Source organism: Hyphomicrobium denitrificans 1NES1, assembly GCF_000230975.2.
GTDB lineage: Bacteria > Pseudomonadota > Alphaproteobacteria > Rhizobiales > Hyphomicrobiaceae > Hyphomicrobium_B > Hyphomicrobium_B denitrificans_A.
In genome coordinates, this window is the sequence record NC_021172.1 from 973,621 (window position 1) to 995,251 (window position 21,631).

At 65.6% G+C, this 21,631-nt stretch carries 21 protein-coding genes and 1 pseudogene; 1 reads left to right on the plus strand and 21 read right to left on the minus strand.

The window, feature by feature from the left end; genetic code table 11:
• Window position 1: 1 nt before the first annotated feature.
• The 21 genes and pseudogenes from HYPDE_RS04660 to HYPDE_RS04755 all read right to left on the minus strand — a co-directional run bounded on the left by HYPDE_RS04660 (window position 2) and on the right by HYPDE_RS04755 (window position 20,074).
• The gene (locus HYPDE_RS04660; protein WP_015597222.1) at window positions 2–514 is read right to left on the minus strand and encodes a S26 family signal peptidase; all 513 of its coding nucleotides are present in this window, start codon (window positions 512–514) and stop codon (window positions 2–4) included.
• Window positions 511–1,020, minus strand: a complete 510-nt coding sequence (locus HYPDE_RS04665) for a DUF2840 domain-containing protein (RefSeq protein ID WP_015597223.1) — start codon at window positions 1,018–1,020, stop codon at window positions 511–513. The genes HYPDE_RS04660 and HYPDE_RS04665 overlap by 4 nt, the downstream gene beginning before the upstream one ends.
• Window positions 1,017–1,271: a hypothetical protein gene (locus tag HYPDE_RS04670; protein WP_015597224.1), complete on the minus strand. Its 255-nt coding sequence runs from the start codon at window positions 1,269–1,271 to the stop codon at window positions 1,017–1,019. Before HYPDE_RS04670 ends, HYPDE_RS04665 begins: the two co-directional genes overlap by 4 nt.
• Window positions 1,268–1,906, minus strand: coding sequence for a ParA family partition ATPase (gene parA, locus HYPDE_RS04675; RefSeq protein WP_015597225.1), 639 nt, complete (start codon window positions 1,904–1,906; stop codon window positions 1,268–1,270). Before parA ends, HYPDE_RS04670 begins: the two co-directional genes overlap by 4 nt.
• Window positions 1,903–2,961 (minus strand): replication initiator protein A, encoded by a 1,059-nt coding sequence (locus HYPDE_RS04680; RefSeq protein ID WP_015597226.1) that lies wholly within the window; start codon window positions 2,959–2,961, stop codon window positions 1,903–1,905. Before HYPDE_RS04680 ends, parA begins: the two co-directional genes overlap by 4 nt.
• Window positions 2,962–2,969: 8 nt before the next feature.
• Complete coding sequence (locus HYPDE_RS04685) at window positions 2,970–3,254, minus strand: helix-turn-helix transcriptional regulator (RefSeq protein ID WP_015597227.1); 285 nt, start codon at window positions 3,252–3,254, stop codon at window positions 2,970–2,972.
• A 132-nt stretch (window positions 3,255–3,386) separates the two neighbouring features.
• Window positions 3,387–4,010, minus strand: a complete 624-nt coding sequence (locus tag HYPDE_RS04690; protein WP_015597228.1) for a DUF2285 domain-containing protein — start codon at window positions 4,008–4,010, stop codon at window positions 3,387–3,389.
• Window positions 4,011–4,017: 7 nt separating this feature from the next.
• Window positions 4,018–4,158: pseudogene (locus HYPDE_RS19800) on the minus strand (transcriptional regulator domain-containing protein); the annotation flags it as partial.
• A gap of 121 nt (window positions 4,159–4,279) precedes the next feature.
• On the minus strand, window positions 4,280–4,558 hold the full coding sequence (locus tag HYPDE_RS04695; RefSeq protein ID WP_015597229.1) for a DNA -binding domain-containing protein: 279 nt from the start codon (window positions 4,556–4,558) through the stop codon (window positions 4,280–4,282).
• Between the two features lie 57 nt (window positions 4,559–4,615).
• A complete protein-coding gene (locus HYPDE_RS04700; RefSeq protein ID WP_015597230.1) occupies window positions 4,616–4,888 on the minus strand; it encodes a hypothetical protein in 273 nt (90 codons plus the stop codon).
• A 182-nt stretch (window positions 4,889–5,070) separates the two neighbouring features.
• The gene (locus HYPDE_RS04705) at window positions 5,071–5,430 is read right to left on the minus strand and encodes a response regulator (RefSeq protein WP_041320871.1); all 360 of its coding nucleotides are present in this window, start codon (window positions 5,428–5,430) and stop codon (window positions 5,071–5,073) included.
• 92 nt (window positions 5,431–5,522) lie between these two features.
• On the minus strand, window positions 5,523–5,843 hold the full coding sequence (locus HYPDE_RS04710; RefSeq protein ID WP_015597232.1) for a DUF736 domain-containing protein: 321 nt from the start codon (window positions 5,841–5,843) through the stop codon (window positions 5,523–5,525).
• Between the two features lie 544 nt (window positions 5,844–6,387).
• Window positions 6,388–6,870 (minus strand): hypothetical protein, encoded by a 483-nt coding sequence (locus HYPDE_RS04715; RefSeq protein ID WP_041320873.1) that lies wholly within the window; start codon window positions 6,868–6,870, stop codon window positions 6,388–6,390.
• Between the two features lie 141 nt (window positions 6,871–7,011).
• Window positions 7,012–7,950: a DUF2493 domain-containing protein gene (locus HYPDE_RS04720; RefSeq protein ID WP_015597235.1), complete on the minus strand. Its 939-nt coding sequence runs from the start codon at window positions 7,948–7,950 to the stop codon at window positions 7,012–7,014.
• A 308-nt stretch (window positions 7,951–8,258) separates the two neighbouring features.
• The gene (locus HYPDE_RS04725) at window positions 8,259–9,320 is read right to left on the minus strand and encodes a DUF7146 domain-containing protein (RefSeq protein WP_015597236.1); all 1,062 of its coding nucleotides are present in this window, start codon (window positions 9,318–9,320) and stop codon (window positions 8,259–8,261) included.
• The gene (locus tag HYPDE_RS04730; protein ID WP_015597237.1) at window positions 9,320–13,645 is read right to left on the minus strand and encodes a bifunctional class I SAM-dependent methyltransferase/DEAD/DEAH box helicase; all 4,326 of its coding nucleotides are present in this window, start codon (window positions 13,643–13,645) and stop codon (window positions 9,320–9,322) included. The genes HYPDE_RS04725 and HYPDE_RS04730 overlap by 1 nt, the downstream gene beginning before the upstream one ends.
• A gap of 209 nt (window positions 13,646–13,854) precedes the next feature.
• On the minus strand, window positions 13,855–15,990 hold the full coding sequence (locus HYPDE_RS04735; RefSeq protein WP_041320875.1) for a ParB/RepB/Spo0J family partition protein: 2,136 nt from the start codon (window positions 15,988–15,990) through the stop codon (window positions 13,855–13,857).
• Window positions 15,991–16,162: 172 nt separating this feature from the next.
• On the minus strand, window positions 16,163–17,116 hold the full coding sequence (locus HYPDE_RS04740) for an ArdC family protein (RefSeq protein WP_015597239.1): 954 nt from the start codon (window positions 17,114–17,116) through the stop codon (window positions 16,163–16,165).
• 261 nt (window positions 17,117–17,377) lie between these two features.
• Complete coding sequence (locus HYPDE_RS04745) at window positions 17,378–18,502, minus strand: hypothetical protein (RefSeq protein ID WP_015597240.1); 1,125 nt, start codon at window positions 18,500–18,502, stop codon at window positions 17,378–17,380.
• Entirely contained in the window at window positions 18,499–19,746 is a 1,248-nt protein-coding gene (locus HYPDE_RS04750) for a type II toxin-antitoxin system HipA family toxin (RefSeq protein ID WP_015597241.1), read from the minus strand. The genes HYPDE_RS04745 and HYPDE_RS04750 overlap by 4 nt, the downstream gene beginning before the upstream one ends.
• On the minus strand, window positions 19,739–20,074 hold the full coding sequence (locus tag HYPDE_RS04755) for a helix-turn-helix domain-containing protein (protein WP_015597242.1): 336 nt from the start codon (window positions 20,072–20,074) through the stop codon (window positions 19,739–19,741). The genes HYPDE_RS04750 and HYPDE_RS04755 overlap by 8 nt, the downstream gene beginning before the upstream one ends.
• 335 nt (window positions 20,075–20,409) lie before the next feature.
• Between HYPDE_RS04755 and HYPDE_RS04760 the strand changes: the two genes are divergently transcribed.
• Window positions 20,410–21,612 (plus strand): Druantia anti-phage system protein DruA, encoded by a 1,203-nt coding sequence (locus HYPDE_RS04760; RefSeq protein WP_051111969.1) that lies wholly within the window; start codon window positions 20,410–20,412, stop codon window positions 21,610–21,612.
• The last annotated feature ends 19 nt before the right edge of the window (window positions 21,613–21,631 follow it).

Consider the following 21,631-nt stretch of genomic DNA (forward strand, 5'->3'; position numbering starts at 1 on the left):
GTCAGTTCTCCTCGCGCGTCCAGATCGGATCGGCCCGGCCGACAATGGTGGTGAGTGGCAGTGGCCCGAAATACCGACCGTCGAGGGAGTCGGCCGGCACAGTGTTCATGACGAAGACTTCGCCAGACGTGAGCGCGCGGCAGCCCTGCCAGTCGGGCAGAGCGCGGCCGAAGCGATCGCGTTCGAGTGCCTCGCCCACGGTGATGCCATCCACGGTGATGGCTCGCCCGGTGCGGCAGACGGTTTGGCCGGGAAGCGCGAGGACGTGCTTCACCAGCGGCACGCCGAGCGGCAAGTAATGGCGCGACGCGAAGAATTGCGCGAGTGATTGGGGCGGCGTGACTACGACGAGTTCGCCGACATGGAGCGGAAGCGCGCGCCGCAAGGCGTAGAGCCCGATCGGCACGCTGGAGCTGGCGTTCCACAGCAGCTTCGGCGCGGGATGAAAGACGCTCGTCAGCCCCACGAACAGCACCACGGCGCAGGTAGTGATGGCGAAGCCGAAGCGCGTCATGGAGTAAGCCTTCGGCGCAGCAGCCATGCGCGGTGCTGGTCGCGGCTGTAGGGCCGCGGTGGCTCGCCGGCGACGAGGCGGTTGTGGAGATGGCGCCAATGGTCGGGCGCGGCATCGGCAGCATCGATGTCAAGCGCCTCCACGGCGTCGATCGCCTGCAGCACGCGCTCGACCTTGGGCCAACCGCTGATCCGCAGCAGAATCTCGCCGCCCGGACGGACGAAGGGCAGCGTCTGATAGGTTTCGCCCCGGTCGATCGCGCGCACGATGTCGATGCGCGAGACGATCGTGCCGAAGTCGTTGGACGCCCATCGGACGAATGCGAAGACGCTGCCCGGTGCAAAGCGCAGGATGCGTCGGCGGCGATCGAGGATCGTCTCGCCGCAGTCATGGCCGAAGCGGATCCAGTGCTCGATGCGCCCCTCGAGCCAGGTCAGCTCTACGTCGGTGTGCAGCGGTCCGGCGTCAGGGCGCGGTGCGCGCGCCGTGTTGGGATCGACTCTCACGGACGATCTCCATCGGTGTCGGGATATTCGCGCGCGAGCAGGTCGCGCAGCATGTCGGCGACGGTGATGCCGCGCTGGAAGGCGGCGATCTTGATGCGTCCGCGGAGCGCCGGCGTGATGTCGACAGTGAGGCGGGCGGTGTAAAGGTCTGCGGCGATGCTGGCCGACGAGGATGGATCGGGGCTCCTGATCCAGCTCTCGGCATCGCGCGGCCGCGCTGCGAAGCCGCTGTTACGGTCGCGCGCGGTCATGGCGCAAGCCTCTCGATTTCCGACGCCAGTGTTGCGATCTCGCGTGTGGCGAGGCTGCCGTCGTCGCGTTCGAACACGAGCTGACCGGTCTGCGCCGCCTCGGCGAAGATGATGCGCTGGCCGATCCGCGCCGCGAGCGCCGGCGGATCGTGTTCGGCCAGGCTCTCAGCCGTTTCGCGGGCGATGACGGTACGCGCCGGACAGCGGTTGAGGACAAAGCGCGCGCGGAGTGCCGGGCGGAAGACCCGCGCTTCGGCGATCAGCGCCAGCATCTCGGCGGACGCCCAGCCGTCGAATGGTGACGGCAGCGCCGGAATCAGCGCGAGATCGGCGGCGAGGAGCGCCGAGCGCAGCGAGGCGGCGACGCGCGGTGGGCCGTCGATGACAACGTGATCGGAATGTCGGGCGAGCTCGGGCGCCTCGCGATGCAGCGTGTCGCGCGCCAGGCCGATGACGCCGAACAGGCGGTCGAAACAGCGGCGCGCACGCTGCTCGGACCAATCGAGGGCCGAGCCTTGCGGATCGGCGTCGATGAGCGTGATCCGCTTTCCTTGCCGGGCCCATTGGTCGGCGAGATGCAGCGCGAGCGTCGTCTTACCGACGCCGCCTTTCTGGTTGAGCAGCGCGACGATCATCGCCTGCTCCCGTCGGCGGTTTTCCACCGATCGGCGTCGCGTCCAACATCAGAAGAGTTAGATTCTTCTTGGTTAGAGTCTAAGTTAGGTGGCTCGCAAGTGACGGAATTTCCAGCGGAAAATACCGCCCCGGGTTCCTGATAGCACGCGATGCCGGTTCCTGATGGCACGCGGTCCTGGGTTCCTGAAGGCACGACGCCATCAACAGGCTGTCCACAAGCGCCTGTGGATAAGGTGCCCGGGGCGAAGACCAACAACTCGCGTCCGGTGCGGTCGCACTCGACGGCGACGCGATAGCCTGGCAGCGGCTGTCGGCGTGCGATATCGCGCAGCTCGAAGGCGAAGCGCTTGAACGGCGAGAGGCTCGCCGACTTGGCGTAGAGATGCCGGAGGTCGAACCGCCAACCTGCGCGCTGTCTGCCAGCGTGCTTGCGCACGATGCGATAAAGCCAGCGCTCGAGGCCGCCGGTCAGCGCGAAATATTCGCGATCGATGGTGAGGACGAGCGCATCGTCGAGGACGGCGCGATAGAACCAGTCGGGCACGATGAGATCGATGCCGTCGGCGTGTCCGTGCGCGTCGGCGCGTTCGGTCCATTCGTTGATCCAGGAGAAGCGGTGCATGCGCCGCTCGCTGGTCTGGCGCAGCGTGGTGGCGACAGTGGTGGATTGCAGGCGGTCGAGCGCCGCTTTGAGCCGATGGTAGTCGCGTGCGCTGACACCGCGGCCGATGAAGGTGAGAATCTCGTAGGGCGTGGCGGCCATGAGGCGCGAAGTGCGCAGACCGGCGTCGCGTGCCTCGACGATCTGGCTGGCGGCCCAGATCAGAACGTCTGCATCCCAGATGGTGGCCATGCCGTGCTCGGGCACGGCTTCGACGCGGATGGCGATGTCGTTCATCCGATAATCGATTGGCGTGATGCGATGCGTCTTGGCGAGCGAGAAGAATGGATATGCCATGAGGTCTTGCGCGTCGCGTGGCGCGAGATTGCCCGGTAGGGCTCGAAACAATTCGAGCTGCTCGCGCTCTGATCGAGTGAGGTGCCGCCGCGACATGAGTTCTGTCAGCGGCGTGGATGGCGGGCTTGCTCGAGTTCGGCCGGCGTATGGCGCCGCGCCGGCAGCACGACGACCTTGCCGGGGTCGGACGTCGACGCTTTGGCGGCGGATTGGACCCAGCTCTGCAGATCGTCGACCGCGTAGACGACGCGGCCGCCGAGCTTCGAATAGCGCGGCCCGGTGCCGTAGATGCGGTGCTTCTCAAGCGTGCGGATGGAAAGGCCGACGAAGCGCGCGGCCTCGGGCGTGCGCAAGTAGCGCGGTGGCAGGCCGGCGAGATTGGTGGACAAGGGATACCTCCGTGATCCTGTTGAGGGCTGCCGAGTGACAGCGGCTGTCTCGGATCACGGTGGCGGACGGCGTGCGCCCAGGGGGATGGCGAAGTCGTGGGGTAGCGAGATCGCCACCCCTGCCGAGAGCGGCTAGGTTCGGCCTCGGAATGGATAAAGCAGCAAGCGACGGTAGCCGCCCTGCATCAACGAGAAGCCGAGGCGCGCCAGGCGCACGGTCCGATCGCGAATGTCGTGGGTTTTCCAGCCGCGATCCGGCATTCGACTGCTACCGAAGAGCGCCTCGGCGATGTCTCGGTAACTTGCCTTGTCGAGCCGGCCGTCGAGCGCGCGCAGCGCGAGCACGAGGCGTTCGCGGCGCGCGGCGGGCAATTCTGCCGGGTTTCGGCCTAAGGCGCGTCCGGTCAAACCATGCCACAGGCGGATCGCCGCTGCGGCGCGCACCTCGAAGAGCTCGTCAAGCGGCAGAACAACGCAAGGGGTGTGCTCGCCGTGCGCTTCGAGGATGTGCAGTCGGAACACGGTGCCGCGCCGTTGGATCAGCCGCGTGGGCCCGTCCTCGGCAAGCGCCGGGTCGAGTGAGACGGCGTTACGTTTGCGGTCTGAACCTGCGAGACCAAGCGGGAGAGAACTTATCGGGATTACGCTCGGCAGGCTCGCCACCGTCCAGAGGGGATGAAGAACTTGGCTGGCTTCGCCCGTCGTGAAATCGCACCCCCCAGCGCTCGGCGAAGCGATCGAGCTCGATAGCGGCAAGGGACCGGTGTTCGCTCGCTCTCTCGAGCCTCTTCCAGTCGCGCTCGAAGTCGAGGTTTCGGTTTAGGAACTGCCATGCGAAACCGGGCGCGTCCAAGGACCGCAGGTCGTCATAAGCTGCCCGTGAACGCCATTCGGCACGAGGCATAAGCGATCACTCCTCCGATCGACACGCTCCCCGGCGTCTCTCGGAAGATTCGGTTGAGAGAAGCGAAATCGCTACCGTCCAGACCCGCAACGGGCGTTGCCGCCGCGGCAAGGAACCAAATTCAGTGGGGAGCGCCACCGCGCAGGAGATGGCGGTAGCCGTGCTCCGTCATCCAGCGGGCCCGCGCCAGGTGGGTTTCCCAGGCGCGCCGCGCCCTGGCCGGCTCGGATGCTGGATCGATGTGCAACACCAGCTTCGCGACTTCCTGCCAGTCGGCGCCATCCTCGGCGGCGTCCAACAGGCGCAGATAGGTGACGAGGTGCTGCTCGTCATAGCCCGTAAGGATGCCATCGGTTGGCGCCGCGTCTGCGACAAGGGGATCGAGCGGTGGCGTATGCATCAAGCGCGAATCCATCAAGGTCGGTCGGTGTCCATGCTCCGCGAGCGTAGCAGCGTTTCAGATTCGAACGCGTGATGCTCGCCGCGCAGGAGCGGCGGGCGGCTCGTTGAGGAGCATGACACCGCGACCCCGGTCGGATTCGACGAACAGGACGCCCGCGCCTTCCAGCGCGCGGCGGACCTGATCGCGCGTGCCCTCGTGCACCGGGAGGCCGCGTTCGGACTCCAGGCGCTTAAGCGCGGTCAGCGCCACGAGGGCTTTCTCGGCGAGCATTTCCTGCTTCCAATTCAGCAAGGCTCGCGCCGCCCGAACTTGTCGGCCGGTGATCATCCATGATCACCTCCGACAGACGATCTGCGCAAACCAGGAAAACGACTATAATAGTCGCCTTTGCGCGCTTCAACGCCGTCTTTGGCCCGAATCGGGCGGCAAGTAGGGTCGTTTGGGCGCCGCCGGGCGGTCGCCGATTCGCGCCACCGGGGAGCGAAGCGCTAAGGCGCACCGAGGGGGCGTTAGCGTTCGCGGATGTGCGCTGCAATCGCGCGAATGACGGTCTCATAAGGCGCCGGCTTGAGAATAACGACGATGTCTGGGTGTAACCTTTGGAGATCCGGGGGGAGGCCCAGTCCTGTGAATATCACCAGTGGGACTGACTTGTCGCAGAGCGCGCGGGCGACCGGAGTGATCGGACCGTCTAGCAGGTTGGCGTCGAGAATGGCTCCGTCGGGAAGCTCAAGGATAAGCGCGAGGGCCGCCGTGGTGGTCTGTGCTGGGCCGAGTGCAACGCCGTCGCAACCGATGATCGCGTCGACGAGTCCAGCGGCAATCCATTCATTGTCCTCGGCGACGAGGATTCGCTTTCCGCTCAGCATGGCCGTCATCTCGTGGAAGGCAGGCTCTGAAATTGCTTGGCTACGCGAAAGCCCCGCCCGGTGGAGCCGGGCGGGGCATTGGCGGAACGGCCTCAGTCGTTGTTCTTGCGCGGACGGGACCAGATCAGGGTGTAGCCTTCGCCGTCCTCGTCATCGAACAGGTTCGCGTAGATCGGCGCGTTGAACGAGGGATCATCGAGCTTGAGTGAGAGGTAGTCGCGGCCCTCTTCGGAGCGCTTCGACCAGGCGGCCCCGATCTCGGCCCGGCCCACGTAGACGCGGTGGCTCGGAGCGTTGTCGTTGGAGCGGTTGGTCTCGGCGACGATGCGGACGCCCTTGGCCTGCACGCTCAGGGTGACGATCTCGCCCTGGAAGTCGCTGCCGACCTTCTTGAAGGAACCGATGTTGGCCATGTCATTTCTCCTTGGCTGTTTCGAGCCCGCGACCACCGCGGCCTCGATGGCGATCGACAGGCCGAGGACGATCGACGACGCACCCGCTCGCGGGCCGGAGCGCAGCGGAGGATGTCGGCGGTGAGACTTTCTTGTTTCGCGAGGAATGGGCTTTAGCCCAGGGGAAGAAAGTCGATCCGCCGACGTTGCGGCTCAGGCGATCGAGGCGCAGCCGCTCTTCGGCCAGATCAGGCCATCAAGAGGCCAGGTGCGTCCGTGCGCTGAACAGCATCCTCAGGAGAAGACGTGGCGGATGTCGGTTGTCCCGCACAAGATGTCGGACGGTTCAGGCGTAGAGAAAGAAACCGTGGCGCAGGAAAAGGCGGGATTGCTATTCGCGGAACAGCCGCTCAGCAACGCTCCGGACAGCGATTCACTGGTGGGCGATCGATCGCGACTGCATAGAGGGAAGCGCCTCTCCGAAGTGAGTCGCTGCATCGGGAACTCAGCACATGATCTGTCAGCGCCTGATCACCAAGGGATCGGTTGCCGAGACGGCGAAGGTCTAACCCTGTCGCGTCGCGCCAGTGAGAAGTGGCTGAGGCTCGTTCTGTGATGCCCCGCCCGGTCGCAACGGAAGGGGCTCCGCGAACACTGTCATCCGCGCCCAAGCCGTGCCGCCGATGAAGAGCGCCCCAATCCAGGCGAACACCTCGCGCCAGACAAGCGAGGGCACGCCGATCTGCGAGAGACCGAGGACAGCATGGTAGCCGGCAATCGCGGCGGGAATGGCGAAGGCGGCGGCGATGACGGCGCGAAGCACTGGCGGGCGAACCACGGCGAACGCGATCTGTCCGATTGCCAGCGTGACGGCGCCGGTCACGATGCCGACAAGGAATGCGCCCAGGACGCCGGCGCCGCTGTGAAACGCGGCCATACCAGCGGTAAGCCCGATGAAGAACGGTAGCGCGTAAACAGCAAGCGTGAAGATCAGCCAGCAAAACAGGCCGATCCCGAACATGCTGAGGATGAGTCCGATGACAAGCATGGTGGAAGCCTCCGTGACAAAAGATGTGACGGTCGCGCCTTCCACCACCACCGCGGCGCGGTCCGAATTATAGCCGAGGGCAGCCCATCTTGCGAGAGCGATGCGGCGGGATCGGGTTGCCTGTCGTGGGGTGGCGGCGCGTCATGCGCCGCCCGCGCCGAATTTCCAGACCGGAATGCCAAGCTTCTTCGCCTTGTCGGCGAGGTTGTCCTGGATGCCCGTGCCCGGGAAGTGAAGGACGCCGATCGGCAGGATCGCGAGCATCGCGTCGTTGCGCTTGAATGGAGCGGCCTTCGCGTGCTTCGTCCAGTCGGGCTTGAAGGCGATCTGCGGCACCTTGCGGTTGCTCGCCCATTTGGCTGCGATGAGTTCGGCGCCCTTCGGTGAGCCGCCGTGGAGCAGCACCATGTCGGGGTGCTTGGCGTGGACCTTGTCGAGCCGATCCCAGATGAGGCGGTGATCGTTGAAGTCGAGCCCGCCGGTGAGCGCGATCTTCGGCCCGGGCGGCAGCATCACGTCCGTCTCGGCGCGCCGCTTGGCGGCCAGGAAGTCGCGGCTGTCGATCATCGCGGCGGTGAGCGTGCGATGGCTGACCTGCGATCCTGAGCGGGGACGCCAGGGCGTGGCGGTGTGCGTTTCGAAGCGCTCGGCGGCCTGGTCGCGGAAGAGCTCCATGCAGTTGCGGCGCTCGGCCAGCGTGAGACCCTCGGTGGTGAGCCGCTCGAGTTCGACGGATTGCACCTCCGAGCCGTTCTGCTCGCGCTGGCTTCGCTGCTGCGCCAGCTCGTTGTCGTCGAGTTCGCGCTCGATGCGTTCGACAGCGCGGTGGAAGAGATTGACGGTCGACCAGAGCAAGTCCTCGAGGTCTGGTTCGAGACGGGTGTCGTTCAGGGTCGAGACCAGGGCGTCGAAGATGTCGGCGATGGCGCCGGCCACCGCGTTGCCTTCGGGAAGCGGCCTCGGATCGGGCTCGTCCTGGAAGGGGCGGTAGCCGTAGAGCTGAAGCTCGTTGAGGACATGGTCGGTCGGGGATGAGCTGTGCGGCGGTTCGAATTCGGTGTCGTCGTGGTCGGTCGTCATGGTGAGGCCCTTTTTGCCGGATCGGCCGCGCCCATCGCGGCCTTCGTGGCGATCACCAGACGGCGGGCGGCGCGGCCCAGAACCCGGAGCGCAGCGCAGGGCCGCAGCGTCAGCGGAGGATGGCGAAGCCCGGCTATTTTGCCTCGCGATGCAAAGGCCCGAGAGGGCCGGCGGAAAATAGCCGGGCGCAGCCATTGCCGGGCGGGGCCGGCTGCCGTCCGATCGCCCTCTAGAAGGCCAGGGCGCGGACTCTGTGCGGCACTTCGGCCTCGCCCGACCGGCCATGGGGACACTCGAACTGCTGCTGCTCAGCCCGTCTCGGCCGACATCAAGAGCATGAAGCGGGCGACATCCTCGGGGACGAACTGAATCCGCAAGGCTGCCCGAAGCGCATCGAGGCCAAAGGCGCGTAAATCCTCGTTGAAGTCGCCGCGCCTGGGTATCCACACGATCGTCTCGACGCCAGTTGCCTCGGCGCGTTCGGTCAGAGCCATCGCGGCCACTTCGCCGGCCGCATCATTGTCGCGCGCGATATAGAGCCTGCGCAGCGTCGGCGGGAGCATAAGCGCTGCGAGGTGGTTGGCCGACAGGGCAGCGGCCATCGGCAGTGTTGGCAGCACGCAGCGCAGCGACAGCATGGTCTCGATGCCTTCGCCGGCGGCGAGCACGTCGTTCGCCACGCCGAAGCGCACGGCGTTGCCAAGGAGATCGCCCATCGCGCGTCGCGGCGTGTCGATCGGCGCCTTGCCGAGCCGCACGACGTCGAAACCGTAGGGATCAAGCCAAGTGCGGTGCGCGCCGGTGATGCGCCCATCGAGATCGGTGACGCGCGCGATCATCGCAGGCCAGGTCTCGGTCGGCGAATGCTCGTCGGGCCGGTAGTAGCAGCGCGGATGGAAGCGCAGCGCGCCATCTTCGTGCAAAGGCGTAATGCCACGATTCCGGAGATACGTCTCTACGAGTGTGCGCATCACCGGCTGCGACATGGCGAAGAGCCGTCGTGCCGCGTCCGGCGAGCCGATTTGCGCGGGCAGTCGCGGCTGTTTCGGCCGAGGCTCCGTTTCGATGCGTGGCAGGCTAAGGAAGCGGCGGGCTTCGTCGGCGACATCGTGGAAGTCGAGGAGACCGCAGCTCTCGCGGATGACGTCCAGCAGATCGCCGTGCTCGCCGGTGGCGGCGTCGGTCCATTTGCCGGCCGGCCCTTTCGGCGACTCCTTGAGGCGGACGAACATGGAGCGTCCATGTGTGTTGCGCGCGTCGCCCACCAACCAGTAGCGGCCTTCGCGGTGGCCATTGGAGAGATAGTGGCGGCACACCGCCTCGGCCTCACGCCCGAGGCGCCCTGCCAGTTCGGAGGCGTCGCGCGGCATCACGCGGCCTCCCGTTCGGCGATGCGCTCGACGGGATAGCGGTCGAGCACCCGCGCCAAGACCGCGGCGCCCGTAGCGTCGGTCGGCACGAACATGCGCAGCTTCCACGAGATGATCTCGTGGAAGAGGCCGTAGACTTTGAGCCGGTCGCGCATCGTGTCGTTGAAACCCGACAGCTCGATGCGCTCGGCGCCCATGACGCGGACTCGGCGGAGCTGCAGACCTTCGGCGAGGTCGAAGACGGTCCGCCCCTCCAGGAGGGCGGCAAAGGCATTCTCGGGGGTCAGCGTCAATGCGTCCGCGGCGAGCGCGGTCGCTACCCAGGCAGGCGAAACCTTGCGGCCGATGATCCGCTCGCCGGCATCGGTCTGAAGCCGGTAGACGCGTGTCGACTCGTTCGGCAGCCGCTTCCAGATCGGCAGGAGCAACCCCGCTACAACATGGACGGTGCTGTCGGTGAACTCGGGCACTTCGCCGAGTTCAGCGGCCCATGCCGCGGCGAAGCGCCCGCGGTCGGCCTCTGTCCAGTGGCTTTCCGCCATCGCCTTTAGCGGCAGGCTGTGATTCTCCATCGGTCGGATCAGCCGCACGCGCCGCTCGATCTCGCCGTCGTCGAGCATGAGGCTCGGCGCCGGGACCTGAACGGCGGCACGGCCGGAACGCTCGTTGATGAGGAGCAGGGCGCGCGGATCGGAGAGCCTATCGAGCCCCTCGTCCAGCGTGACAGGATGGTTGCGCTGGCGCTCGGTGATGGTGAGTAGCCGAGTCTCCGCGCCGGTGCCGGGATGGGTGTAGATCGTGCGTCGATCGGTGACGACGAAGCTTTCGGCCCGCAGCGTCTCCAAACCGACGTCGTATGTACCGGACGCGATCGCGCCCTCGATGCGCGCGGTGAGCAACTGCTCGAACGCGGTGAACAGCACGTTCTGCAGGTCGATGGTCAACGCCAGCAATCTGTTCAAAAAGGTGGTGATCGGCGGCAGCTCGTCCTTGATGCCGTTCGCGTCCGTGAGTTTGAGGCCGGTCGAGTCCTCGAAGGTCTGAAGCGAGCAGCCTTCGACCTTGCCGCGCGCCAGCAGCATGTAGAGCTGGCGCAACGCGTCGCGACCGTAATGGCTTTCGAGATTGTCCTCGGGCCTGAACAAGCCCTGGCCGCCGGTTTGGCGTTGGCCGCGCGTGATCGCACCCAGCGTGTCGAGACGGCGCGCGATCGTGCTGAGAAAGCGCTTCTCCGCCTTCACGTCCGTCGCGATTGGCCGGAACAGCGGCGGCTGCGCCTGGTTGGTGCGGTTCGTGCGGCCTAAGCCCTGGATGGCGGCATCCGCCTTCCATCCGGGTTCGAGCAGGTAGTGGATGCGCAACCTGCGATTCCGCGCCGACAGCTCGGCGTGATAGCTGCGCCCGGTGCCGCCGGCGTCGCTGAAGACGAGGATGCGCTTGGCGTCATCCATGAAGGCGGCGGTCTCGGCGAGGTTCGCCGAGGCGGCGCGGTTTTCGACCTGCAGCCGATCACCCTTGCGGATGACGCGCCGCGAGCGGCCGGTGACTTCGGCGACCGTATCGGTGCCGAAGCGCTGGACGATCTGGTCCAGTGCGCCCGGCACGGGCGGGAGCGAGGCGAGCTTTTCGATCAACCGGTCGCGGCGTGCGACAGCATCGCGACTCTCGACCGGCTGGCCGTCGCGATAGACGGGCCGGGACGAGAGATTGCCTTCGCTGTCGGTGAACGGCTCGTAGAGCTGCACCGGGAAAGAGTGGGCGAGATAGTCGAGCACGTACTCGCGCGGCGTGATATCGACTTGGACGTCGCCCCAGTCCTCGGTCGGGATTTCCGCGAGCCGGCGCTCCATCAGCGCCTCGCCGGTCGAGACGAGCTGGATGACGGCGGCATGGCCCGCCTCGAGATCGCGCTCGATCGAGCGCATCAGCGAGGGCGTCTTCATCGATGTGAGCAGATGGCCGAAGAAGCGCTGCTTGGCGCTCTCGAAAGCGGACCGCGCGGCGGACTTCGCCTGGGCATTCAGCGTACCGGTCTCGCCCGTGATGTTGGCCGCGCGCATCGCCGCGTCGAGATTGTTGTGAATGATCGAGAAGGCGCCGGCATAGGCATCGTAGATGCGGATCTGCTCCGGCGTGAACTGGTGCTCGACGAGCTCGTATTCGACGCCTTCGTAGGAGAGCGAGCGGGCCGCATAGAGGCCGAGCGCCTTGAGATCTCGTGCCAGTACTTCCATCGCCGCGACGCCACCGTCTTCGATCGCTTCGACGAACTCGGCGCGCGTGGCGAAAGGAAAATCTTCGCCGCCCCACAAGCCGAGGCGTTGCGCATAAGCGAGGTTGTGGACCGTCGTCGCGCCGGTCGCTGAGACGTAGACGACGCGAGCGTTCGGCAGGGCGTGCTGGAGTCTGAGGCCCGCGCGTCCCTGCTGCGACGGCGCCTGCTCGCCGCGCTCGCCTTTGCCGCCGACGGCGTTCTGCATCGCATGCGACTCGTCGAAGATGATCACTCCATCGAAACCGGAGCCCAACCATTCGACGATCTGCCGGACGCGCGAAAGCTTCTCGCCGCGTTCGTCGGTGCGCAGCGTGGCATAGGTCGCAAATAGGACGCCTTCCGCGAGCCGGATCGGCGTGCCCTGGCGAAAGCGCGAGAGCGGCGTCACGAGGAGCCGCTCCATGCCGAGCGCCGACCAGTCGCGCTGCGCGTCCTCGATCAGCTTGTCGGACTTGCTGATCCAGACGGCGCGCCGCCGGCCTTTCAGCCAATTGTCGAGGAGGATGCCGGCGACTTGGCGGCCCTTGCCGGCGCCGGTGCCATCGCCGAGAAACCAGCCACGGCGAAAGCGGACGGCGTTCTCCGCATCGTCGCGCGTGGCGGTGACGAGGTCGAGAGTCTCATCAACCGCCCACGACCCGGCGAGGAAATCGGCATGGGCCTCGCCGGCGTAGATGACGCTCTCGAGCTGCGCGTCGGACAGCAGGCCATCGGTGATGAGAGTTGCCGGGAGATGCGGCCGATACGAGGGTTGGGGTGGCGCGACCGAGGCCATCGCCGCAGACTGCACCAGCTTCGTTGGATGCGCCTGAGAGCCGGGAATACGGATCGACTGAAGGACGTATGCTTCATAAAGCGCATCCGTGAGACGGCTCCCCTCGGGCGGCGTCCAGTCCACGGTCTCGCAGGCAAGCTCGACACCTTCGGGCTCGGCGATGGCCGCCGCCGCTGGCCGCGCTGCGGCACGCGCGAGATGGCCGCGAACGGTACGCGGGGTTGCGGAATTCGCCACCGGCGCCGTGCGGAGCGTCGTGGTGATCGAGCGTCGTGGCGGGACGTGCTCTGCGATCCAGGCGAGCAGCGTCGCCACATCGGGCGCGCTCCCTGCGGACGGTGGAAACCACGCCGGGTCAGGCGCCGGCACACGATCGATGACGGTGAGGCGGGTCTCGGTCGTCGTGCCATGCTTGGCATAGACTGCGCCATCGATCGCCGCGGTGAACACGATGCGGCCGCGCTCCTGGAGGCGGGCGAAGGCATCGCGCCAGGCCGGCGTCTCGGGACTGAAATTGGCGCCGGTGATTGCCACGAGCCGCCCACCAATGGCGAGACGCGCTAGCGCCGAGGCGACGTGACGATAAGCAGCGTCGGCCATGTGGCGATCGACATTCGCGATTGCGGAGAATGGCGGGTTCATCAGCACGATTGTTGGCGTTACCGCAGCGTCGAGATGATCGTCGATCTGCGCTGCATCGAAGCGACTGGCGGTGATGCCGGGAAAGAGGTGGTCGAGGAGCGCGGCGCGAGTATCGGCCAGCTCGTTCAGCACGAGCGCGCCGCCGGCGATCTCAGCCAGGATGGCGAGGAGCCCAGTGCCGGCGGAGGGCTCCAGCACGCGGTCAGTCGAGGTAATGGCGGCTGCGGTGCAGGCCGCGAGACCGAGCGCGATCGGCGTCGAGAATTGTTGGAGCGCCTGGCTCTCCTCGGAACGCCGCGTGTGGGTGGGCAGAAGGCCGGCGATCTTCGTCAGTGCGGCAAGTCGTGAAGCCGGAGAGTCGGCTTTGCGTAAAAGCGCCTTACCGTATTTGCGCAGGAACAGGACGGTGGCCGCCTCACAAGCATCGTAGGCAGTCTTCCAGTCCCATGCGCCGACGGCATCGGAAGCGCCGAAGGCTGTCTCCATTGCGAACCGCAGGACACCGGCGTCGATGCGCCGTCCGCGTTCGAGATCGGGAAGGAGAAGCCGCGCGGCCTGGAGGATGCCGGCAGATGCGGATGTGGGCGATGGCGCAGCCGCACAGGCGGCCGCGACGCGGGAAACAGTCGTCATGAAGGGAACCTCGGGAGAGCGGGTGCGGGCCGAGCCGACGGGCGCTCTCTCTCGATCCCGATCGGCTCAAACCCCTCCCGGCCGGCCTCTCGCTCTCCTGTTAACGCTCGTGATCCTTCAAAACGAAAGCGCCCGACGCGATGGCCGGGCGCTGAGGACGATAATCAGAAAGGTGAGCGGGACGGCCGATGCCGCCCCGCTCGTCGTCATTATTCCGCGGCGATCACGGCAGGCTCGTCCGCGTCTTCTTCGCCGGTGCCTTCCTCGTCGTCGGAGAGGAAGGCGGGCAGAGCCTCGTCACCCTCCGCGACGTTGCCGTCGATTGCCTCCGCGGCGTCGGCAACCGATGTGCGCAGCGGCTCGGGGAGCCAGCCGGTGCCCTCCAGCAGGCGCTCGGCCTCCTTAGCCATGTCGGCCTTCTTCAGGTGGTCGATAAGCTGCGCGGACTGTTCGCCCTTCGCCTCGCGCACCGCCTCGAGGATGCGGGGCTTGGTGACGCGGCCGAGATAGCTGTCGACTGTCGGCCGCCAGCCGGCCTCGACCATGTCGAGCTCGACCGCGCGCGCGAGACGCTCGGCCTGAACGAGGCGGCGCTGGATGCCATGAGCCGAGACGCCGGGGCCGCCGTAGCGGTCGCCCTTCTCGTAGAGCGCGTTGACCCCGAAGGAGACGCAGTGGGCCAAGAGCGCGGCCCGACTGGGTTCGTCGAGAGCGGCGAGCCAGTCCCAGAGGGCCGCCTCGTCCTTCGGCAGGTCGGTCTTCCAGGCCTGATGCCGTTCCGCGACCGCCTTCGCGGGCAGGCTGTCCTTCAGGTCCGCCGGCTGGATCGAGAAAAAGACCTCCCGCACGGACGCTTCGATACAGGCGCCTGATGCCGCGTGCTGGAAGGTGTCCAGGCAGAGCTTGTGCAGCAGCGCCGTCATCGCGACATGGGGATTGTTCGCCACCGCATCCCGCAGCGCCAGTGTCCGATAGGCGGTCAGTTCGCTCACCAGCCGGTCGGGGAGCGGCTTGACGATATCCTCCTCGTCCTCCTCGGCCTCGGGCTGGCCGCCGATCGTGATGACGGCGCGCTGGATCGTCGGCGCGGACGGCTCGAAACCTTCGCTCGTATTGCCGTCGCTGCCGGTTTCGCCGTCCGTATTCGTGCTGGCAGGCGCCTCATCCTCCGGGCGGACGTAGCCGCGATCGACCGAAAGGCTGCCATCCGAGTCGATGCTGACGAAGACGCCGGCGCGGGCGATCTCGGCGGGATCGTAGCTGACCGGACGATCGTCGAAGGCGGCGAGCGCTGTTTCGATTTCGCCGAGACGACTATCGACGTCGTCGGGAAGCTCATCGGCGTTCTCGTACGCCGCCTCGAGCTTGGCGTACTTGGCCTTCAACGCCTCGATCGTCGCCTGTTCCTCGGCCGTGAGATCCGTCGGCGTCCCTTCGAGCTCGCGCAACTGATGCGTATGGCCGAACGGGAAATCGACATTCACCTCGATCCATTTCCACCCTTCGGCCGCGATCTTCTCCGCCTCGGCCTTCAGCTTCTCCGCGACGAGCGCATCGAGAAGGCCGACATTCTCCAGCCATCCGCCATCGTCCTGTTGAAAGAGATCGCGCATGACGATGCCGCCAGCCTGCTCGTAAGCCTCGATGCCAACGAACAGGGCTCGCCTGTCCGATGCGCGCGCGGTCCGCTCGGTCAACATGCGGCGGATCTGATAGGGCTCCTGGCTATAGGAGCGCTGAAGCGACTCCCAGACCTGCTCTTGGCGCGCGTGATCGTTTGTCACCGCGAACGCCATGAGCTGTTCGAGCGACATGCCGTCTCCGGCATAGATGTCGAGCAGCTTCTCCGAAACCGTCGCGAGGCGCAGTCGCTGCTTCACCACGTTCACGCCGACGAAGAAGGCGGCAGCGATCTCTTCCTCGGATTGGCCCTTCTGGCGCAATACCTGAAAGGCGCGGAACTGGTCGAGAGGATGGAGCGACGCGCGGTGAACGTTCTCGGCCAACGAGTCTTCTTCGGCGGAGATGTCGACGCTGGGATCGCGCACGACGCAGGGCACCGGCGCCGTTTTGGCGAGACGCTTCTGCTTGACGAGCAACTGGAGCGCACGATAGCGCCGGCCACCGGCCGGGACCTCGAACATGCCGGTCTCCAGGCCATCGGCATCGAGCACCGGCCGGACATTAAGGCTTTGCAGGAGCGTGCGCCGCGCGATGTCCTCCGCCAGTTCCTCGATCGAGACGCCGGCCTTCACGCGCCGGACATTCGATTGGGAGAGAACGAGCTTGTTGAAGGGGATGTCGCGCGACGACGACAGGGTGATCTTCTGAACGGCAGTGGCCATTGGGAGGTCTCCGCGACGGGCGCCGAAAGACTTTCTCTCGGCTTCCAACCCGTCACGAAGACCGGCGCAGCCCTCTTCCTCTGAGCGCCGGATATCCGGCGAACCGGAGATCCGCATCCGCACAAATCCGGCTTTGCGTGACGGCCGGCTTACCGTTGCTACAGAAGGCGCATTACGCGGCCGCCTGCTCGTTCGCGGTGGAGGCCTGTGCGTCATCCACAGGAAGAAAGCCGAGAAGGAAGTCCGCAGCTTTGCTCGCCTGCGATGCCGCGCGAACGATGGCTCGGTTGTCCTCGCGCAGCACCTCGAGCCAGGAGCCGATATAATCGGCATGGCGTACGGTCGGCACAATGCCGAGCGAGGCGCAACAAAACGCAGCGTTCATCTCGGCGACCAGCTCTTCGAACGCATACTTCTTCGAGCCGAAGGAACCAGAGAGGTCGCGATTGAGCCGGTGCGGTGCGCCGCTGGCGTGACCGAGCTCGTGGAGCGCCGTGCGGTGCCAGTTGATCGGCTCGAAATAGGCTTGCGGCGGTGGGACCTGCACATAGTCGTGTGCGGGCATGTAGAAGGCCCGGCTGCCGCCGATGCGGAAATCGATGCCGCTCGCTTTGATCAACGCGTCCACCTTGGGCTCGATGAGACCCGGCTCGGGTGGCGGTGCGGCGACCACGAGATTCTCCGGCAGGCCTTCGCATTGCGCCAGGTTGAAGACGGTGAAGCGCTTCAGGAAGGGGATCGCTTGCGCTTCCTCACCGGTCTCTTGCGCCCGTTTCTTCTCGTCGTCGGGAACGAAGCGGTCGGCATAGACGACGGTGGTGCCGTGCTCGCCCTTGCGGACGTTGCCGCCAAGACCGAGGGCCTGGCGAAACGTCAGCCAACCCTGGACCGGGAAGCCGTGCTCGATGACCGAACCCCAGAGGATCAGCACGTTGATCCCGGAATAGAACCGGCCAGTGCTGGCGTTCTTCGGCATGGCGAGCGGCGCCTTCGCTGCCGCCGTGCCCCAAGGCTGCACCCAGGGCACACGGCCGGCCTCCAGCTCGGCAATGATCTTGGTGGTGATTTCATCGTAGAGGCTCGTCCGGCTGGCACCGGACCGAGCGCGAGCGGCGTCTCTGGACATCGCGGATCTCCGCGACGGGCGCCGGGAGCCTCTCTCCCAGTCCTCAACCCGTCACGGAAAACCCGTCCGCACTCTCACTCTCGGGGCGTTGCGGGGGTGTCCCCGCAGAAGGGGTCGGCCGAGACTACAGGCTCGGCCGTAGGGGAAGGCTTTCCCTTCATTGTTTGAAATATTCGGAATTATCGTAGTCGAGCTACGACAGCGGCAACAAAGTTAAATAACCGTATCCGGCTTGGTGGCGGCCATCGTCGCTGAATGTCTCTACGCGCTGCCGATGATGCGACGACCTGCGCCAAGCGGGATCACCCATCCCCCGGCGCGATCGGGACGCGCGAATTCATCGTGCTTGATGGCGGCGGCCAGCCGATCACGCACTGTCTTGGCCTCGCCCTCGATCGCCGCGTCGATAAGATCGCGCTCTATGCCGACGAAGACTGGGCGCAGGTTGAGGCGCGCAAGCACATCCTGATCGGCGGGATTCGCGGTCGCGTCAGTCAGTGGTCCCGCTCGCGTCACGAATCCACCCACGAGCCCCTCAATCGCGCTGGCGCCGTCCACTTCCCGCACCGGCGCAGCATCCAGAAGGGCGCGGGCGCTCGCGGCATCGCGCTGAAGTCCGGGCTGGAAGCGCTCGCGGGCAAGGCGCCGGAGCGCGCCCGCAAGTCCGGCATGGCCGAGCGGGTCGATCAGGTTGGCGATGTGGTGGCGAAGGAGGCCGATGAAGACCGCGTCCTTGTCGTCCGCATCGATCGGCTCGCCTTCGTCGACCGGGTCACGGACTGATAGGTATGCCTGCGCCGGTCCATTTAGCGCGGCGCCCCAGCGCGTGGCGATCGCGACGCGCTTGATCGTGACCTTCCGTCCTCTAGCCGTGACGTCAATGCGCTGGGCCTGCGCCCATCCCCTGCCGAGCGCCTTATCGGGACCACCCGGGTCATGACAGCCTTTGGCCTCGGCCACGGTCAGGGAGGTGAGATCGGCAGCGCAGGCCACCCAGTCCGGTAGATCGCCACGAGAGCGGCGGACGATGTCGATGCGGCGCCGCCCATCAAGAAGCAGCGATTGGCTCGTGAGATGCGCGAAGATCGAAAGATCGAGATAGCGCTCGAGATAGGCGCGGGCCACGAAGCGCCCGAACAAGCCCGACAGCGCGACCTTCACCTCGCGCGCTTGTCCCAGGGGCTCCTTGAAGATGAAGGGCGTGCCCGGACCGGTCGCGGCGAGCAGGGCGTCCAGAATGGACCACGCGCCATAAGCAGCGCCGGGGGTCTGAAGCACCTCGCGGATGCCCGCATCCTCGATCTCGGAAACCTCAAGGTCGACGGTCGGGCCGGCGACAGGGCTCGCGGATGCAGGATCGAAGCTATGGATGAAGGTTCGGGTCACAGCGCCAGCGCCCGCTTGAGGTCGTCGTGCTCAAAGGCGCTGGCCATGCGGGTGATCTCGGCGGGGCGGGCGCCGGCCTCCTTCGCGGTCTCCCGCCAGGTCGCTGTCACGACCGCGACTTCCTTGATGACGCCGCGAGCCGCTGCGAGGCCGAGGCCGAAGTATTCCGAGGCGGCCTCGAGGAGGTCTATCGAGCAGGTGCCTTCGTCGAGATCGATGTTCGTTGTCAGTACGCGAGCCTTGAGGTCGGTCGGCACGGGGTTGAGATCGTAGATGGGGGAAAGCGTCCAACCCGCCTTGCCGAGCAACAGGAAGCCATGGTTGCGGAGATGATCGTCGACGTTCGAGATCAGCACGTTGAAGGCGACGCGACGATAGAGCGCCTGGGCATCGGTCTTTGCTTGCGCTCCGTGCTGTGTCAGCGCATCGACGATCTCGGGATAGCTGCCGCGCTCGCCGTCCTTCGATCCCGTCATCGCCATTGCGGAGAGGAAGGGGATGCGAATGGCGCCGGTCCTGTCGAAGCGCCGAGACAGGAGCACCGCCTTTCCGCCGACCCGCAGCAATTCGTGGGAGGGTGTGGCGATGCCGGCGCGCCCCGCGAGGCGTAAAGCAATCTCCTCCCAGGTCTCCAAGCTGTAGTCGTCGGTTTCCTTGGGGAACTTCGCGATGGAGAGGTGGCCGTGCTGATCGACGATCGACGCCTTGGGGCGTGAACCTCCAAGTGATGATCCGGGCGCGAAGATGAGTTGGAGATCCTCATCCGTCTCCTCGTCGCGAAGGACGCGTTCCGTCACGGCGAGGAGACGCCCGAGCTCGATCAGGGCGGGCACGCCCGCATGAAGCGGCGCTTGGAACACGTCATCGCCCGCCCAGCGGAATCGGAGCGCGCCAAGGCGGGTCTCATCGGCGACGCCAAGAAGATAGTCGCTTTCGGCGAGAGTCCGGATCGCGCGGCCTTCGCGCTCGGCGAGGCGCCGCTCGGCACGCTGCATGAGGCGGCGCCCCCAGGTGTCCGGCGCCGAGTCGCCGATGGACCCGAAGATGGCCTGTCCAGGCGGCGGCGCAAAGCCACCGCGCGTCAGTGCGAGAGCGGGCTCGATCGAGAAGCGATCCGGATCGGCGAGCCATTCCGGCGCGTACTCGAAGACGACGGTCTCGTTGCCCCGCACCTTGTTACTGCGGGCCAATCCGACCGGACGTGTGCGCCCTTCAAGGTCGATATGGACTTCGATGTCAGCCATGATCGGTCGGCGTCGATGTGCGCCTGAGGCGGACGCGTTTCGGCAACTCAGCGCTGGCCAGGGCCTGGCCGACGCTGTCGCGCGCGATGTCGGCGATCTCGGCCAAGCCATCGAGCAGTCCAAGCGCGTGCAGGACGGCGGCATAGATGCCGATGCTGACATTGGCGTCGCCCGCTTCCACCCTTTGCAGGGTCGAGCGGGACGTGAAAGCGCGCTCAGCCACGACCGCCATGGGCAGCCGCCGCCGACGACGGGCGTCGTGGATATCCGCGCCCAGCTTCCGCAGTACGCGCCGCACAGCGGCAGGGGGATGGTGCGGTGTCGGCATTTGTTATCTTCATATTACCATGACAGCGTTTATGTAGCACGAAGATTACAATTTTCCCAGCCCATGGAAAGGGAGGCCCTGCCGCGTCATCGATATAGCCATTTGTGTATCCAATGGTTACACTCATAGCATGCCTGGCAAGGACGTCGGACTTCGAATCAGAGTGGAACGCGAGTTGCGCGACCAGTTTCTTGAGGTCTGCCGGCTCCAGGACAGACCTGCGGCTCAGGTTATTCGCGAGTTCATGCGAGCATATGTGGCAGACCGCGTAGCGCCTGATGCGGCAGCCGCCGCCGGACAAAGGCAAATGCACTCGCACGTTAAGGGGGGATCTGTTGTCAAAAAAGGCGACCGTCGTACGCGTTTCGACCCGTGAAGCTGGCCTCAAGAGGCGATTGCGGCGACATCTAACCTCACTCGGGTTCCAGAGAACTGACGAAGGGGATCTTGCTCCGCCCGGCACCGGCAAGGAAGCGATTCGGACCGTCCACGGAGTTCAACGCGAGGATCGGCTGGCAGCTAACAAGCAATTTCTGTCTGACCAATTCCTCAAGCTGGCAAAGCATTTTGCCTCCGGCAACGAGGTTGATCCGCAGAAAATCTCGCCTGCGTTGGAGCGTATAGAAACTGGCACATGGCAAGGCGATCTCTTTCGCCTAGCGGCGCTCACGTGGTCAGTTCCGGTCTCAAACGGGTTCGGCCGTCGCCTCCGATATCTGGTCTGGGACGAGAACAACAACAAGCTCATGGGCATCATCGCGATTGGCGATCCGGTGTTTAATCTGCACGTGCGCGATAGCCTTATCGACTGGACCGTCAAAGATCGGAGCAAGCGCCTCGTCAATATAATGGACGCATACGTGCTTGGCGCGCTTCCCCCTTACAACATGCTTCTCGGGGGCAAGCTCGTCGCGTGCCTCCTGCGCACGAGGGATATCTACAATGATTTCGCAAAAGCGTATGGCGGCACGAAGGGCATCATTTCCAAACAGGAAAAGAAGGCTCGGCTGCTCGCGATCACAACATCTTCCTCAATGGGGCGGTCCTCCGTCTATAACCGCTTGAAACTCGGCGGCGTCGAATATTTCAAATCAATCGGTTATACGGGCGGATGGGGACATTTTCATATTCCTGACAGCTTGTTCTTGGACCTCCGCGATTATTTGCGTCACATCGATCATTCCTATGCGGACTGCAATCGCTTCGGGCAAGGTCCGAACTGGCGCCTTCGCACTACGAGGGCAGCTCTCGCGGCCTTGGGCTTCAAGGAAGACATGCTGCGGCATGGCATACAGCGCGAAGTCTTCTTCTGCCAACTCGCAAGCAACGCCGCGAAGTTGCTGCATTCCGGTGAGGGGCGGCCGAATCTAACCTCGCTTCTCACAGCCGAAGAGGTATCGAAGCTCGCTGTTGAGCGCTGGATCGTGCCGCGCGCGTTGCGGCGCCCCGAGTTCAAGGAGTGGGAGGCGGAAAACATCGCCGTCTTGCTGGGCGATCAGCGCGGCAAGCTTCTAGCGAAGCTGGCGCGCACGGGGTGAACCAATGTGCGCCTCGACA

What these genes read in the sequence shown, in the direction of transcription:
- HYPDE_RS04660 (WP_015597222.1), bottom strand. Translation starts at nt 514, where the DNA reads ATGACGCGCTTCGGCTTCGCCATCACTACCTGCGCCGTGGTGCTGTTC.
- HYPDE_RS04670 (WP_015597224.1), bottom strand. Translation starts at nt 1,271, where the DNA reads ATGACCGCGCGCGACCGTAACAGCGGCTTCGCAGCGCGGCCGCGCGAT.
- parA (WP_015597225.1), bottom strand. Translation starts at nt 1,906, where the DNA reads ATGATCGTCGCGCTGCTCAACCAGAAAGGCGGCGTCGGTAAGACGACG.
- HYPDE_RS04680 (WP_015597226.1), bottom strand. Translation starts at nt 2,961, where the DNA reads ATGTCGCGGCGGCACCTCACTCGATCAGAGCGCGAGCAGCTCGAATTG.
- HYPDE_RS04695 (WP_015597229.1), bottom strand. Translation starts at nt 4,558, where the DNA reads ATGCATACGCCACCGCTCGATCCCCTTGTCGCAGACGCGGCGCCAACC.
- HYPDE_RS04700 (WP_015597230.1), bottom strand. Translation starts at nt 4,888, where the DNA reads ATGATCACCGGCCGACAAGTTCGGGCGGCGCGAGCCTTGCTGAATTGG.
- HYPDE_RS04705 (WP_041320871.1), bottom strand. Translation starts at nt 5,430, where the DNA reads ATGCTGAGCGGAAAGCGAATCCTCGTCGCCGAGGACAATGAATGGATT.
- HYPDE_RS04710 (WP_015597232.1), bottom strand. Translation starts at nt 5,843, where the DNA reads ATGGCCAACATCGGTTCCTTCAAGAAGGTCGGCAGCGACTTCCAGGGC.
- HYPDE_RS04715 (WP_041320873.1), bottom strand. Translation starts at nt 6,870, where the DNA reads ATGCTTGTCATCGGACTCATCCTCAGCATGTTCGGGATCGGCCTGTTT.
- HYPDE_RS04720 (WP_015597235.1), bottom strand. Translation starts at nt 7,950, where the DNA reads ATGACGACCGACCACGACGACACCGAATTCGAACCGCCGCACAGCTCA.
- HYPDE_RS04725 (WP_015597236.1), bottom strand. Translation starts at nt 9,320, where the DNA reads ATGCCGCGCGACGCCTCCGAACTGGCAGGGCGCCTCGGGCGTGAGGCC.
- HYPDE_RS04730 (WP_015597237.1), bottom strand. Translation starts at nt 13,645, where the DNA reads ATGACGACTGTTTCCCGCGTCGCGGCCGCCTGTGCGGCTGCGCCATCG.
- HYPDE_RS04735 (WP_041320875.1), bottom strand. Translation starts at nt 15,990, where the DNA reads ATGGCCACTGCCGTTCAGAAGATCACCCTGTCGTCGTCGCGCGACATC.
- HYPDE_RS04740 (WP_015597239.1), bottom strand. Translation starts at nt 17,116, where the DNA reads ATGTCCAGAGACGCCGCTCGCGCTCGGTCCGGTGCCAGCCGGACGAGC.
- HYPDE_RS04750 (WP_015597241.1), bottom strand. Translation starts at nt 19,746, where the DNA reads ATGGCTGACATCGAAGTCCATATCGACCTTGAAGGGCGCACACGTCCG.
- HYPDE_RS04755 (WP_015597242.1), bottom strand. Translation starts at nt 20,074, where the DNA reads ATGCCGACACCGCACCATCCCCCTGCCGCTGTGCGGCGCGTACTGCGG.